15 protein-coding genes and 1 pseudogene are annotated in these 13753 nt (G+C 71.1%); 2 read left to right on the forward strand and 14 right to left on the reverse strand.

Translation table 11 applies throughout. The annotated features are described in order from the left end of the window. Positions 1-20: 20 nt before the first annotated feature. Positions 21-854, reverse strand: a complete 834-nt coding sequence (locus OG417_RS32135; RefSeq protein WP_329236492.1) for a helix-turn-helix transcriptional regulator — start codon at positions 852-854, stop codon at positions 21-23. 285 nt (positions 855-1139) lie between these two features. Here OG417_RS32135 and OG417_RS32140 point away from each other — a divergent pair, with 285 nt between their 5' ends. Further along, positions 1140-2567: an aldehyde dehydrogenase family protein gene (locus OG417_RS32140; protein ID WP_329236494.1), complete on the forward strand. Its 1428-nt coding sequence runs from the start codon at positions 1140-1142 to the stop codon at positions 2565-2567. Positions 2568-2649: 82 nt separating this feature from the next. Here OG417_RS32140 and OG417_RS32145 read toward each other — a convergent pair whose 3' ends face one another. From OG417_RS32145 to OG417_RS32195, 11 genes and pseudogenes are all read right to left on the reverse strand, one after another. Beyond that, positions 2650-2883, reverse strand: coding sequence for a hypothetical protein (locus tag OG417_RS32145; protein WP_329236496.1), 234 nt, complete (start codon positions 2881-2883; stop codon positions 2650-2652). Further along, complete coding sequence (locus OG417_RS32150) at positions 2880-3311, reverse strand: cupin domain-containing protein (protein WP_329236498.1); 432 nt, start codon at positions 3309-3311, stop codon at positions 2880-2882. Before OG417_RS32150 ends, OG417_RS32145 begins: the two co-directional genes overlap by 4 nt. An 18-nt stretch (positions 3312-3329) precedes the next feature. After that, a complete protein-coding gene (locus OG417_RS32155; protein WP_329236500.1) occupies positions 3330-4085 on the reverse strand; it encodes an SDR family oxidoreductase in 756 nt (251 codons plus the stop codon). A 94-nt stretch (positions 4086-4179) separates the two neighbouring features. After that, on the reverse strand, positions 4180-4725 hold the full coding sequence (locus tag OG417_RS32160) for an ABC transporter ATP-binding protein (RefSeq protein ID WP_329236502.1): 546 nt from the start codon (positions 4723-4725) through the stop codon (positions 4180-4182). Beyond that, positions 4722-4904, reverse strand: coding sequence for a hypothetical protein (locus OG417_RS32165; protein ID WP_329236504.1), 183 nt, complete (start codon positions 4902-4904; stop codon positions 4722-4724). The genes OG417_RS32160 and OG417_RS32165 overlap by 4 nt, the downstream gene beginning before the upstream one ends. Further along, the gene (locus OG417_RS32170; RefSeq protein ID WP_329236506.1) at positions 4853-5455 is read right to left on the reverse strand and encodes an ABC transporter ATP-binding protein; all 603 of its coding nucleotides are present in this window, start codon (positions 5453-5455) and stop codon (positions 4853-4855) included. Before OG417_RS32170 ends, OG417_RS32165 begins: the two co-directional genes overlap by 52 nt. After that, entirely contained in the window at positions 5428-5994 is a 567-nt protein-coding gene (locus tag OG417_RS32175) for a branched-chain amino acid ABC transporter permease (RefSeq protein WP_329236509.1), read from the reverse strand. Before OG417_RS32175 ends, OG417_RS32170 begins: the two co-directional genes overlap by 28 nt. A gap of 216 nt (positions 5995-6210) precedes the next feature. Next, positions 6211-7929, reverse strand: coding sequence for a DUF1593 domain-containing protein (locus tag OG417_RS32180; protein WP_329236511.1), 1719 nt, complete (start codon positions 7927-7929; stop codon positions 6211-6213). Between the two features lie 64 nt (positions 7930-7993). After that, positions 7994-9529, reverse strand: coding sequence for an MFS transporter (locus OG417_RS32185; protein WP_329236514.1), 1536 nt, complete (start codon positions 9527-9529; stop codon positions 7994-7996). Between the two features lie 106 nt (positions 9530-9635). After that, a complete protein-coding gene (locus OG417_RS32190; RefSeq protein ID WP_329236516.1) occupies positions 9636-10058 on the reverse strand; it encodes an STAS domain-containing protein in 423 nt (140 codons plus the stop codon). A 330-nt stretch (positions 10059-10388) separates the two neighbouring features. Further along, positions 10389-11039 (reverse strand): annotated as a pseudogene (locus OG417_RS32195) (alpha/beta fold hydrolase); the annotation flags it as partial. Positions 11040-11196: 157 nt separating this feature from the next. Here OG417_RS32195 and OG417_RS32200 point away from each other — a divergent pair. Next, positions 11197-11817, forward strand: coding sequence for a helix-turn-helix transcriptional regulator (locus OG417_RS32200; protein ID WP_329236518.1), 621 nt, complete (start codon positions 11197-11199; stop codon positions 11815-11817). A gap of 91 nt (positions 11818-11908) precedes the next feature. On the opposite strand, the gene OG417_RS32205 is transcribed toward OG417_RS32200, so the two are convergent. Next, positions 11909-12727 carry an ABC transporter permease gene (locus OG417_RS32205; RefSeq protein WP_329236520.1) on the reverse strand — a complete coding sequence of 273 codons (819 nt, stop codon included), beginning with the start codon at positions 12725-12727 and terminating at the stop codon, positions 11909-11911. After that, complete coding sequence (locus tag OG417_RS32210; protein WP_329236522.1) at positions 12724-13665, reverse strand: ATP-binding cassette domain-containing protein; 942 nt, start codon at positions 13663-13665, stop codon at positions 12724-12726. Before OG417_RS32210 ends, OG417_RS32205 begins: the two co-directional genes overlap by 4 nt. Positions 13666-13753 lie beyond the last annotated feature (88 nt).

The raw sequence follows: 13753 nt of genomic DNA on the forward strand, positions 1-13753 counted from the left end.
CGTCAGAGCGCCGCGCCCCGTCAGATGCCCTGACCGGCGATGACGGAAAGAAGCTCGAGTTTCTCGTGGCTCTCGCTGCCGGGCGTGGCGGTGAAGACCTGGAGCGACTGGGACTGGTCGGGGTCCACCAGGATCTGGCAGTGCAGTTCGAGCAGCCCGAGTCGCGGATGCTGGATGCGTTTGGCGGCGCAGTACGGTGCGCTCACCGGATGTTCGCGCCAGAGGGCGGCGAATTCGGGACTGCCGGCGAGGAGCGCGTCGACGATGGCGCCGGCGCGGGAGTCCCTGCCGTCGCGGGTGTACGCGCGCTGCAGGTCGGACGCGAGGAGGCGGCTGTGCGTGGGATGGTCGTCCTCGGGATGGATCCGCCGGGACTCCGGGTCGGTGAACCACCGGTAGTGCAGGCTGCGCGCGAGCCCGGTGTAGGCGGTCTCGTCCCCCAGCAGGGCGCCGGCGAGCCGCGTCTGCCTCAGCGTCTCGCCGAGGCTGCTCACCACCTGGGCGGCCGTCTCCTCAAGACCGTCGAAGATACGCATCATGCCCGGGTTGATGTGGTCGGCCCGCGCCACCCGCCGGGGCGTGGGATACCCACCGAGACGGAACAGATGGTCCCGCTCCTCAAGGGACAGCCGCAGGCCGCGGGCGATCGCGGCGAGCATCTGCTCGGACGGGCGCGGGCCGCGCTGCTGTTCGATCCGGCTGTAGTAGTCGGTCGACATGTCGCTGATCGCGGCGACCTCCTCGCGGCGCAGTCCCCTGGTACGCCGCCGCCGTCCCCGGGGCAGCCCGACGTCCTCGGGTTGCAGGGCCTCCCGGCGGGTACGCAGGAAGTCCGCGAGTCGAGCCCGGTCCATGGCAGCAGTCTCCTTCTCGTTCCTGCCGACGGCCGATCCGGCCAGGCGCCGGACGGCTCTGTGGGCGGCCGAGGATCGCCCGTACGGTGTGAACAACGCGCTGGTCAGCGCTGCTTCCCCATCCCCGGCGATTCCGCCCGGTGTCATCGCACCACGGTGCGGCACGGGTGCGCCGGTCGTCCAGGGATCGATCGTCCCTGGACGAGCGGGCACCGCCGATCGCCGGGCGTATCCGCGGATCGTGTGTACCTGGTTCCGCCGACCCGGAGTTCGAAGACTCGAAGCATGACCGAACGAACAGACACACCGACCGGCCACTGGATCGACGGCGCGGTCACGCCCGCCGCATCCGCCGAGACCCTCGAAGTCGTGAACCCGGCGAACGGGGAGGTCATCGCCGAGACACCGGCGGGCACGCCGGCGGACGTGGACCGTGCCGTCGCCGCCGCGCGGACGGCCTTTCCCGGCTGGGCCGCGACGGCCCCGGCCGACCGCGCCGCCGTCGTGCGGCGCATCGCCGACGGCCTGCAGGCCCGGGTTGAGGAGATCGCCCGTGTGATCACCGCCGAGATGGGCGCCCCGCTCAGCCTGTCCCGGGCCGCCCAGGCAGGCTTCCCGATCCTCGTCGCGCGGTCCTTCGCCGACCTCGCCGCGGACTTCGACTGGACCGAGGAGGCGGGCAACTCACTGGTCGTCCGTGAGCCGATCGGAGTGGTCGGCGCGATCACCCCGTGGAACTTCCCGCTCCAGCAGACCATGTCCAAGGTGGCGCCCGCCCTGATCGCGGGTGACACCGTGGTACTCAAGCCGTCGGAGGCGGCGCCGCTGACGGCGCGGATCCTCGCCGAGATCACCGCCGAGGCGGGCCTGCCGCCGGGAGTCTTCAACGTCGTGTACGGCACCGGTCCGATCGTCGGCGAGGCGATGTCCGCACACCCGGACATCGACATGATCTCCTTCACCGGTTCCACCCGCGCCGGCCGGCGGATCTCCGCGGTCGCCGCCGAGACGGTGAAGCGGGTGGCGCTCGAACTCGGCGGCAAGGGCGCCCTCGTGATCCTGGACGACGCCGACCTGCCCGAGGCGGTCGAGGCGGGACTGAAGCATGTGTTCGTCAACGGCGGCCAGGTCTGCGGCGCGTGGCCGCGGATGCTCGTTCCGCGGGCGCGCCACGACGAGATCGTGGCGCTGACGGTCGCGGCCGCCGCGCAGTACACCGTGGGCGATCCGAACGACGAGACCACCTGGGTCGGCCCGATGGCCTCCGAGGCACACCGGCAGAAGGTCGAGGGCCACATCGAACGCGGCATCGCCGACGGCGCGAAACCCGTGTTCGGCGGCCTGGGACGGCCGGAGGGCCTGGAGAAGGGCGCCTACGTACGACCGACGATCTTCACCGACGTCGACCCGGACTCCGCGATCGCGCAGGAGGAGATCTTCGGCCCGGTGCTGACGATCATCCCGTACCGGGACGAGGACGAGGCCGTCGAGATCGCCAACAACACGATGTACGGACTCACCGGTGGCGTCTTCGGCGAGCCCGGGCACGCGCTGGCGGTCGCCCGGCGGCTACGGGCGGGCCAGGTCGACGTCAACGGTGGCGAGTGGAACCCGCTGGCCCCGTTCGGCGGCTACAGGCAGTCCGGCAACGGCCGGGAGTTCGGCCGGCTCGGCCTCGAGGAGTTCCTGGAGACCAAGGCGATCCAGCGCTGACCGGGCCGCGCCCCGGAACCCCGCCCGGGCGGGCGATGGTTCCGGGGCGCGGCCCGCCGGTGCGGGTGGAGGCCCGGCCGCGTCAGTCACCCGTGTTCCCCTGCCGCCGCGCGTCGTTCTCCAGGTCCTCGACCGCGCCGAGCAGGCCCCGAAGGATGGTCCTCTCGCGCTCGGCGTCCGCCGGGTCGTACAGCCATGCGGTGACCGGCAGGTCGGCCTCCTGTTCCGGACCGTTGGACTCGGTCAGGACCAGCTCCTCCCGGACCTCGATCTCCAGCTCGTGCAGCGAGCCGTCGTCGCCGCCGGGGGTGCTCATGAACGTCCTTCCGGTCGGGGGGCGCGGCGGTCCGCGCGCTGCGCGAGCTCCTCGTCGTCCACCACGGTGAGCATCGGCTTGCCTGGCTCGCAGAGCATCGTGACGGTGAACCGGACCGGGCCGTCGTCGCGATTGTTGCCGTCCTGGTAGTGGATGACGTCGCCGCCCGGCTCCCAGAACACCTCACCCGCGCGCACGACCCGCTCCGGCTCGCCCTCGAGCTCGAACCGCATCTCCCCCTCCAGGACGTACCCGAACGCCGGGCCGGAGTGGCGGTGGGGCGGCGCGCCGGGGTCGCCGGGCGGGTACTCGACGACCACGGTCATCGCGTGCGCTCCGGCGGGGATGAAGGGCGGTGAGACCTCCTGCAGCGTGGTGAGCGCCGTCTGCCACGCGGTCGATCCGTGCTGCCGTGTACTGTCCGACATCAGCGTGCCTCCAATACGTCATTCGGCGGCGGGAACACGGCCGGGCCAGTCGCGGTACCGGATCTCGCCCAGGGGCGCGTCATCGCCGGGCACCAGGGAACGCTCCTTCAGCTCGGTGCCGAAGTAGCGGGCGTGCGGGTCGGTGACCACCTGCCGCGGGTCGTTCCAGGCCGCAAGGGCGTCCCGGAAGAACTCATCCATCCGGAACCGCTCCGGCCCGCCGACCTCCACCCGGCCCTTCACCGGCTCGCCCAGCGCGGCCTTACCGACCGCCCGGGCCACGTCCTCACCCGCGATGGGCTGGAAGGACACCGGCGCCATCCGCACCGTGTCACCCTCGGTGGCCGAGTCCGCGATGCCTCGTACGAACTCGAAGAACTGCGTCGCCTGCACGATCGTGTACGGGATCGACGAGTCCTCGATCAGCCGGTGCTGGGCGACCTTGGCCCGCAGGTATCCGCTGTCGGGAAGGTCCTCGGCCCCCACCACCGACAGCGCCACATGGTGCCCCACGCCCGCCGCCGTCTCGGCCGCCAGCAGGTTCCGGGTCGAGGTCTGGAAGAACTCCAGCACCGGGCCGTCCTCGAACGACGGGGAGTTGGACAGATCGACCACGACCGACGCACCGGTCATGACCTCGGCGAGCCCCTCGCCGGTGAGCGTGTTGACGCCGGTACTCGGCGCCGCCGCCACCGCCTCATGCCCACGCTCACGCAGGCCCGCCACGACCTTGGACCCGATGAGACCGGTGCCGCCGATGACCACGAACTTCATGAAACGCCTCCCTGTACACCGGGAAGCACCACTTGCCCCCGGTCACCAGCTAAGACCACACAGCACCCGGATCTGTGACAGCCCCCGGCGACATTCACGTCCCCATCGACGGCTCGTCGAGGAGCAGCAGCCTCGGCTCGGTCATGAGCGCGCGGCCCACCGCCAGCATCTGCTGCTGGCCGCCCGACAGCGCGCCCGCGAGCCGGCCGCGCATCTCCCGCAGCACCGGGAACAGCTCGTACACCTCGCCGAGGGCTCGCCGGGTCCGTTCGGATCGCCACGGGCGGGTGTACGCCCCCAGCAGTAGGTTCCTCTCGACCGTCAGGCCGGCAAAGACGTGCCGGCCCTCGGGGACGTACCCGATGCCGTGGCGGACCACGTCCCGCGACCGCACCGCGGGCAGGTCGGTGTCGCCGAACCGGATCCGCCCGCTGCGCGGCACCAGGCCCATCAGCGCCTTCAGCGTCGAGATCTTCCCCGCTCCGTTGGCGCCGATGATGCCGACCGCCTGGCCGGGGGCCACGGTGAAGTCGATCGACCGGACCGCGCGGACGCCGCCGTAGTGCACCGACAGCCCCTCCACGGCGAGCGTGCCGCCCGCCGTCGTGGCCTGGGCCGGTGCGGTCCCGGGCTCGTTCACTGCGTCACCTCCGGCAGGGGCAGGTCGGCCATTGCCGAGTCTCCGAGATAGGCCTCGATCACCTTGGGGTCGCCGACCACCTCGGCCGGGGTGCCCTCGGCGATGACCGAGCCGCCGGCCAGCACCGTCACGCGTTCGCACAGCGACATGACCAGGCCCATGTTGTGCTCGATGAGCACGACGGTGACACCGCTGTCGCGGATGGAGCGGACGATCTCGACGAGCTGCCGCACCTCCTCACCGTTGAGTCCAGCAGCAGGAGCCGCGGCGACCCCGCCATGGCGCGGGCGATCTCGATCCGGCGCTGGATCCCGTACGGCAGGGAGCTCGGCCGCATCGCGGCGAACTCGGTCAGCCCGAAGCGGGCCAGCAGCCCGTCGGCCGCGTGATCGAGCCGGCGTTCCCGCCGCCAGATGGCGACCGGCCACAGCACGTACCGCCAGATCGCCCGCGTCCGTGTCCGGTCCAGCGCGACCAGCACGTTGTCCTTGACCGTCAGGTCGGTGAACAGCCGCAGGTTCTGGAAGGTGCGGGCCGGGCCGAGCAGGGACAGCCGGTACGGGCGGGCGCCGGACACGGGCCGCCCGGCCAGGGCGACCTGCCCGGCCGAGGCACGGTAGAACCCGCTGACCACGTTGAACAGCGTCGTCTTGCCCGAACCGTTGGGCCCGACGATGCCCCGGATCTCGCCGCGGCGCGCGGTCAGCGACACCCCGTCCAGGGCCCGCAACCCCGGAACCGCTTCCCGACCTCGCGGATGAGCGACAGGCCGACGGCGCCGATGACGCAGCCGACCAGGCTCTGCCGGCCGCCGATGACGACCATCGCCAGCAGCAGGAACGTGTTGGCGATGCTGAAGGTGTCGGGCGCGACGAAGCGGACCAGACCCGCGTACAGCACGCCCGCCACTCCCCCGTACACGCTGGCGAGCAGGAACGCGGTCATCCGCAGCAGCGGGATCTGCGCGCCGACCGCTCCGGCGGCCAGCGGGTCGTCGCGCATCGCCCGCATCCGGCGGCCGAGCGAGGTGCGGACGCCGATGCCGCCGGCCCTGTTCCACTCGTCGACGGCGAGCTTGGCTCCCTTGTACTCCCACTTGCCGAGCGAGCTCAGCTGCCCGCTCTGGGCGTCGATGACTGCGATCTTGTGGGACCGGATCCGCTGGAGCCCGAGTCCTTGGACTCGCCGGGGGCCGCGCAGCCTCCGGCGAGGACGGCGCCATGGCCACGGCGGCGAACGCGCGAGGACCGATCCTGGTCGGGCCGACACGATGGGACATGGGGGTCACCTCTGTGGTGGGGTTGGAGGGTCAGGACGCATCGTCGTCGGGAAAGACGCCTTGGTAGATGAACACCCGTAGGTGCCGCCGAAGCCCGCCGCCGGCACGCGCGCGGCGTCATCGGAGGGGCGGCCCATGGCCGACCGGGTCTCCACGGTCATGAATCCTCCGTGCGGGGCAGGCTGATCCAGGATTTGCCGGGCACATCAGACGCCTGTGCGAAGGCGGCCAGGGCGTCGGCGAACTCGAACCGGGCACGCAGCACGCGTCCCGGGCGCAGGTCGTGGTCGCGCAGCAGTGCGAGCGTGCGGGCGAAGTCGCCGGGGTGGTCGTAGATGAGGCGGCCCCGCAGGGTGAGCCGCCGCTGCACCAGCGTGAACGTGGACAGCCGGGCGGGCCGGCTGCTCTGCTCGACCACGATGAGACCGCCGCCGTCGGCGACGCGGTCCACCGTGGCCTCGAACGCGTCGGGGACGCCGGAGGTCTCGATCGCGACCGGGAACCTCGCGCCATCGGCCGCGATCTCGGCACCGACCTCGATCGCGAGCGCACGGTCGTTTCCCGGGTCGGCGGACGGTGAGGACGACGCGCCCGTAGTGCGTCAGCGGTGTTCGCGCGCTGCCGGTCGCGGTGAGGATGAGGTGGATGGTCCGGCCGCTTCGCGCTCCGGCCGGGACGGCCACCTGCGCGCACCGGCGGTCGGCGCCCGTGATCGTGACCGCTCCGGGGAACGTGCCCGCGTCCTGGTACTGCGACCACCGTACGGCGACGGGCCCGCCGTCCGGGTCGTACACGAGCCCGCACACGGTGACGGTCGTCCCCGCGCGGACCTGACCGTCCCGGGTGAGCGGCCGGACCACCGGCTGGTGATCGACCGGCCGTCCCGGCGGTGTGACGCTCCACTTCAGACGGGCGGCGAAGTCGTTCTGCGCGGCGGGGATCCACCGGGTCCAGCCGTACGAGCCGATCGCCTTTCCGCCGGGGCCGAGGTCGGAGGGCGCGGAGGTCCACAGGTTCGGCGCGGTGGTCTGCCGGACCAGGCGTCCGCCCCAGCCGCCCCAGGTCGGGTCGGGTTCGCTGCGCAGACCGGTGTCGATCAGGTTCATGAAGGCGACGGTGTCGCCCTCCGACAGGAAGTCGTGCTTCTTGCGGGCCGGCAGCCACTTCGGCGGGTTGCTCAGGTCGCCGAACGTGTCGAGCGGATCGCCGGGCGTCGACCGGCCGTCGCCCCACACGAAGTACTGCGCGCCCAGCGGCCCGACGTCCAGGATGTTCTTCCTGGTCCAGTCGGCGCCGAAGTAGTACTGCCACTGCTGCGGCACGGGACTCTGGCCCTCGAAGTAGTAGCCCCAGGCGCCATAACCACCGCTCACGTCGCGCACCTGAAGCTTCGGCCAGTTGGGCGCGATGTAGCCGGTGTAGGTCAGGTCCTGGAAGCCGCCGGCCACGATGACCGCCTTGGCCGAGACCTTGTCGTAGACCCGTTGCCACTGCGGGGTCCCGGCGTACCGGTCCTGGATCGAGCGCAGCGCACGCGCGATCGTGTTGGTACCGCCCCAGGCCTGCAGGTAGAGCGGGCGCGGGTCGTCGTCGAGCAGCAGCCTCTCGATCAGATCCGAGCCGGCCGTGTCGTGCGACATCTCGCCCTCGAAGTCGACGTTGCCGAGCTTGGTCCTGCTCAGCAGCTCCCGGGGAGAGGGATATCCCGGGGCGTGTGCGCGGAGGTTGGGGTAGACCCGTGCGTACTGTTCGAGCAACCCCTGAATGATCGTGTCGCCGGTCCACCGCCACGAGGTCTGCGGCGTGTCGTACTCACGGCGAGGGTTGGGCGAGAGGAACAGCGTCCCCTCGCCGTCGCCCGCCCAGTGGTAAACCGACGATGAGTAGACGATGCCCTCGGTGTCGGTCGCCACCGCGGACTTCAAGCTCTTGAAAGCACGCGGGAGCCGTGCCAGCCCGGCGGGACGCCGTCCGCTTCCGATCGAGCGGTCAGCCTCTGCCCGTGGAAGAGGCTTCGGGGACCGCCGCTCCGGCGTGCCCGGCGGCCTTGGCTCCGGAGACGAACACCAGAGTCAGGACGAGTCCGCCGAGCGCGATACCGGCCGTGACCACCAGCGAGACGTCCAGGCCGTAGGCGAAAGCGTCGCGGATCTCGCGTACGAGCGAGAGCGAACCGAGCCGGTCGGCGATGGCCAGTCCGCTGAAAACGCTGTGGCGGATCTCCGCGGCGGCGTCGGCCGGAAGCCCGGTATGGCCGAGATGCGCCTTGTAGAACGCGGCGAGCACACTTCCCATGACCGCGCTGCCCAAGGGAGCGCAGGTCTTCTGGAACGTCTGGACCACCGCGGAGCCGATCCCACTGCGCTCGACGGACAGCTCGGACAGCGCGACCGACGTCGTCGCGGTCAGGGCCAGCCCGACGCCCGCGCACAGGATCGCCATCCAGACCGCGACGAACGCGGTGTCCGAGACGGAGCCGGTGAAGGAACCGATCCCGGCGCCCGCGCCGGCCAGTACGAAGCCCAGTGCGATGGTGAGCCTGGCACCGACCGCCTTCGCGAGCGCGCCGGCGGGCAGCGCGCCGGCGATCAGGCCGATGACGAACGGAAGCATCTTCAGGCCCGACTCCATGGCGTCGGCTCCCTGCACCGCCTGGAAGTACTGCGGCATGCTGAACAGCAGTCCCGCGATGCACAGTCCCGCCGTGCCGCTCAGGATGGCCCCCCAGGAGAAGGCCCTGGCCTTGAACAGAGCGGCGTCGACCATCGGCCGGCCACCGCGGTTGCCGAGGCGACGCTCCCAGGAGAAGAAGCCGGCCAGTATCGCGAGGCCGCCCACGGTCGCCGTCAGCGTGATGGGCGCGCTCCAGCCACGGTCGCCCGCTTCGATCAGGCCGTAGGTCAGTACCACGAGCCCGACGACCGACGAGATCGTCCCGACCAGGTCGAGGTCGGGACGCCTGGAGGCGCGCGATTCCGGCACCAGGACGATGCCGACGGCCAGTCCGACGACGACGACCGGAACGTTGATCAGGAATACCCAGCCCCACCACAGATGCGACAGCATCCAGCCGCCGAGAATCGGCCCGACCGGCAGTGCCAGGAAGTTCGCGATCTCATAGACGCCCACCGCCGCGGCCCGCTCACGATCGTTGAACAGAACGGTGAGAGCCGACATCGCCATGACCGTGATACCGGAGCCCGCGAAGCCCAGGAGCAACCGCGCGGCCAGGAAGGTGCCCGGTGAGGGCGCGTAGGCGCACAGCACGGATCCGGCCCCGAAGGCCGCCAGCGACACCAGCATGACCTTCTTCCGGCCCCACCTGTCTCCGGCCAGGCCGGCCGGCAGCACGCCGGCCGCGAGGGTCAGCAGGTAGCCGGACAGGAACCACTGCAGGTCCGACTCCGTCGCCGAAAGCGCCTTCGCCAGCTCCGGCAGGGCCACCGACAGGATCGTGCCGTCCAGGGTCACGGCGAGGACGCACAGGTTGACGGCGCCCAGAGCCCACCATTTTCGCGAATCCACAAAGGGAGGTTACCACCTAGTGTGGGTAACCCCCACTTTTTGCGGCCGACGGTACAACGCTCGGTAAGGAGCGGAACCGATCAGGGACGGCCAGGCGCCGGGATGCTCATCCGGCGCCGGTACGCAGGGCCGGCGACCGGCTGTACGACGCCGTGCCGCACGGCGCGTACTCGTCGGCGAGGGCGTCTTCCATGGTCGGATGGACCGACAGCAGCCGGGTCAGTGTGGTGATGCGCAGGATGCGCAGCAGCCGGCCTTCGGGGCAGATCACGCGGAGCCGTCCCCCGCGCCGCTGGATCCATCGCTGGGCGCGCACCAGGACACGCAGGCCGCTGGCGTCACAGAACTCCACCTTCGTCATGTCCACGATGAGATCGGCCGACTGGTGGGCGTTGATGGCCTCGATCAGGTGGTCCTGCAGCCGGGGCGCGGTGGCCAGGTCGATCTCGCCGGTCACCTCCAGCACCGGCCATGGGCCGGTGTGACGCGATGACGCCGAGAACAGCAGTGGAGTGTAGTCCGCGACCATGAGGTTCCCCCTTCCTCGTCGATGCCGGTGGCTGCCTGCCCGGGACCGGGACATCGCGGTGGGGGAAAGGGTTACCGTCGATGCGATCACGCACGGCGTTCCACGTGGGAGGCGCCGGCCGATCATTGGCCCAGAGTGACTGTTGGTGATGTACGGACCGCGGAGCCTCCGTGATCAGACCCGCGGCGGGTTTCGCTCGATGACGTGGTGTCGATACCACCGGCTCACCACTGTCTATCGCTCCCGAGGGTCTGTTGACAAGTCACGGAAGACGGCCCGTGCGAGCAGTGAAATGCCCTGTGACCTGTGCTAACGCAAGAGGCATCGTATCTACGAGGCGGCGGCGAAGTGGCGGCGCAGGTGGCCGGCGACGGCGCCGAGGTCCTCCAGCGCGACGGAGTGCCCGGCACCGGCGACGGTGACGTGGCGTCCGGTCGGCGCGGCCGCGGCGAGGCGTACGGACGACAGCGGGGGCGGGTAGGCGTGGTCCTGGGCGCCGGCGATCGCCAGGACCGGCACGGTGGTCTCGGTGAGTTCCTTGGCGATGCTCTGACGGTGGATGACCTGGTAGGCGGCGTCGCCGATGCTCGTGGGCAGGGTGAGCATGTAGCCGCGCCATTCGTCGCGGATCGCGGCACGAGAGGGAGCGCTCAGCGTGAGGTCGCCGAACATGATGTGCATGAGGATGGCGGTGACCTGCTCGGGCCCGTGGTCGCCCAGGTGCTTCACCAGCGGGGAGAACTCCGCCAGCTTGTGCTCTTCCTCGGCCGAAGAGCCCATGGCGGCCACGGTGCGGACCAGCTCGGGACGGCGGGCGGCCAGGCGAAGCGCGACGAAACCGCCCATCGAGTTCCCCGCGAAGTGACACCGCCCCAGTTCCAGGTGCTCGATGAGCGCGGCGGCGTCCTCGGCGAGGGTGTCCATGTCGAGCGAGTCCCGGTCCGCGGGCGCGCTCTCACCCTGACCGCGGTGGTCGTAGGTCGTCGTCTTGCGCGTGGTGTCGGGTTTCGTGCGGGCGGGCGGCGGTGCCGGGAGGGCCGGGCGTCCTAGCCTACGAAACCGTCACTGTGGCCCCGATCCTAGTGCACCGTCACAATCACCCCACTTCCTTTGCTGGAGGCGCCTCATCACCCCGCAGATGCCGCTCGACCTCCGGCAGAGCACCGGCGCGCGGGCGCTGATCCTGTCCATCCCCGCGCATACCGGCGACCGGGCACTGTGGCGGTACTCCCGGCCCGCCGCACGCCTGAACCTCGCCTCCGGCTTGGGCCGCGTCGTGGCCGGCATGGTCACCGAACTCGCGCACGAACGCGCCACCCTCACCGACACCGAGTTCGACGCGGTGTGCGACCGGGTGGTGGACCTGCTGACCCTGCTCTCCACCGACGACGACGGCCCGGTCCGCGCACCGGGCCGCCTGGAGGAGGTGGAGGCGCTGGCCCGCCGGCACATCCGCGAACACGCCGCGGATCCCGGCCTCGACACGGCACAGATCTCCCGCGCACTGGGCTGGTCCACCCGCCAGATCCAGCTCGCCCTGCAACACTCGGGCACGACGCCCCGCGAGCTGATCCGGCAGGAGCGCCTGCGGATGGCGCGGGAACTCCTGCTCGACCCGGTTCAGCGCCACCTGACGATCGACGAGCTGGCCCACCGCACCGGATTTCCCTCGGCCGGCGCCCTGAGCGCCGCGTTCCGCAGATACTGCGGGCTCAGCCCCCGCGAACTCAGGCAGAGCGGCGCCGCCCCGGCGTCCTGACCTCGAGGGCCACTCACCCGGATCCGTACGCGCCGAGGGCGCCGTCCGACGGATGACCGGGCGGGCCACCGCGCGGGAGCCCATCGGGCCGTCACCGGCCCCAGCGCATGTAGGTACGGACCGACAGCGGCACGAACACCATCAGCAGCGCGGCCGACCAGAGCAGGACGGCGGCCACCGGATGCGCGAGCGGCCAGGCCCCATGCCCGGACGTCACCTCCGGGTTGCCGAACAGCTTCCGGGAGGCGGCGGTGATCGCGCTCACCGGGTTCCAGTCGGCCAGGAACCGCAGCCAGCCCGGCATGCCGCCAGTCGGGACGAACGCGTTGGACACCATCGTGAAGGGCAGGAGCAGCGGCACCAGCTGGTCCACGAGCCGCTCGTCCTTCGCCACCAGGCCGATGTAGACGCCCGCCCAGCTCAGCGCGTACCGCAGCAGCACCATCAGCAGGAACGCCTCGACCGTGTGGGCCACGCCGCGGTGCGGCTCCCAGCCCACCAGCAGGCCCGCCGCCGCCATGATGGCCACGACCAGCAGGCCGCCCAGCAGGTCGGCACCGGTCTGCCCGAACGGCACCGCCAGCCGCGCCGCCGGCATGGACCGGAACCGGTCCATCACACCGCGGGAGGCGTCGGCGGCCATCCTCCCCATGACTCCCTGCACCGCCGTGAAGGTCACCATCGCGAACAGGCCCGGCATGAGGTACTCGCGGTAGTCGCCGCCGCCCGGCACCTTGATGGCGCTGCCGAACACGTATCCGAACAGCACCACCATGAAGACGGGGAAGAACAGAATGGCGACGATCTGCCCGGGCTCTTGCCGCAGGCGTCCCAGCTCGCGGCCGACCAGGGTCAGTCCATCGGTGAACGTCCAGCGCAGGCGTCCCAACGGCGAGGTGATGGCGGTCATCGGATGGGCTCCTTGCGGTCGGTGAGGCGCAGGAACACCTCGTCGAGGGTGGGGCGGCGCAGCCGTACGTCGGCCGCGGCCACCCCGGCGCGGTCGAGCTCGCGCACGACGTCGGCGAGCCGCAGGTCACCCCGCAGGGCGACGCTCAGCCGGCCGGCGTCCATCGTCGTGGGGCCGGTCCCGGTCAGGGCGCTCAGCACGGCCGCCGCGGGATCCAGCGCGGCGGGGTCCTCGACGGTGACGTCGAGGCGGTCCCCGATGGTGGCCTTCAGCTCGTCGGAGGTGCCCGTGGCGATGACCCGTCCATGGTCGATGACGGCGATGTGGTCGGCCAGCCGGTCGGCCTCGTCCAGGTACTGCGTGGTGAGCAGCACCGTGGTGCCGTCGGCGACCAGCTCGCGGACGCTGTCCCAGATCTCGCCGCGGCTGCGCGGGTCCAGGCCGGCGGTCGGCTCGTCCAGGAAGAGCACTTCGGGGCGTTGGATGAGGCAGGTGATCAGGTCGAGGCGGCGTCGCATACCGCCGGAGTACCCGGCCACCGGACGATCGGCGGCTTCGGCCAGGCCGAAGCGTTCGAGCAGCTCGTCGGCCCGCCGGCGCGCCTCGCTCCGCGACAGGTGATAGAGACGTCCGAACATGCGCAGGTTGCCGCGGCCGGTGAGCTTCTCGTCCACCGCGGCGTACTGGCCCGCCAGGCCGATCTTGGTCCGCACCTTGCCGGCCTCGCGGACGACGTCGTACCCGGCGACGCGGGCGTGCCCGGCATCGAGGTCGGAGAGGGTGGCCAGGATGCGCACCGTGGTCGTCTTTCCCGCGCCGTTCGGCCCCAGCACGCCACAGACCGTGCCTCTCGGAACCCTCAGGTCCAGGCCCTGGAGCGCGTGCGTCTCACCGAAGGACTTGTGCAGCCCCTCGGCGACTATGACCGGATCCGCCATGATCTCCCCACTGGGTATGGTGTACGCATATCGCCAGACTAGATTCCGGGTACGCTGTACGCAAGTAGTTGCGGCAGATTACTGGGTA

Origin of the sequence: Actinoallomurus sp. NBC_01490 (genome assembly GCF_036227085.1) — a bacterium.
Classification (GTDB): Bacteria; Actinomycetota; Actinomycetes; order Streptosporangiales; family Streptosporangiaceae; genus Actinoallomurus; species Actinoallomurus oryzae.

What these genes read in the sequence shown, in the direction of transcription:
- OG417_RS32135 (WP_329236492.1), bottom strand. Translation starts at nt 854, where the DNA reads ATGGACCGGGCTCGACTCGCGGACTTCCTGCGTACCCGCCGGGAGGCC.
- OG417_RS32140 (WP_329236494.1), top strand. Translation starts at nt 1,140, where the DNA reads ATGACCGAACGAACAGACACACCGACCGGCCACTGGATCGACGGCGCG.
- OG417_RS32145 (WP_329236496.1), bottom strand. Translation starts at nt 2,883, where the DNA reads ATGAGCACCCCCGGCGGCGACGACGGCTCGCTGCACGAGCTGGAGATC.
- OG417_RS32150 (WP_329236498.1), bottom strand. Translation starts at nt 3,311, where the DNA reads ATGTCGGACAGTACACGGCAGCACGGATCGACCGCGTGGCAGACGGCG.
- OG417_RS32155 (WP_329236500.1), bottom strand. Translation starts at nt 4,085, where the DNA reads ATGAAGTTCGTGGTCATCGGCGGCACCGGTCTCATCGGGTCCAAGGTC.
- OG417_RS32190 (WP_329236516.1), bottom strand. Translation starts at nt 10,058, where the DNA reads ATGGTCGCGGACTACACTCCACTGCTGTTCTCGGCGTCATCGCGTCAC.
- OG417_RS32200 (WP_329236518.1), top strand. Translation starts at nt 11,197, where the DNA reads ATGCCGCTCGACCTCCGGCAGAGCACCGGCGCGCGGGCGCTGATCCTG.
- OG417_RS32205 (WP_329236520.1), bottom strand. Translation starts at nt 12,727, where the DNA reads ATGACCGCCATCACCTCGCCGTTGGGACGCCTGCGCTGGACGTTCACC.
- OG417_RS32210 (WP_329236522.1), bottom strand. Translation starts at nt 13,665, where the DNA reads ATGGCGGATCCGGTCATAGTCGCCGAGGGGCTGCACAAGTCCTTCGGT.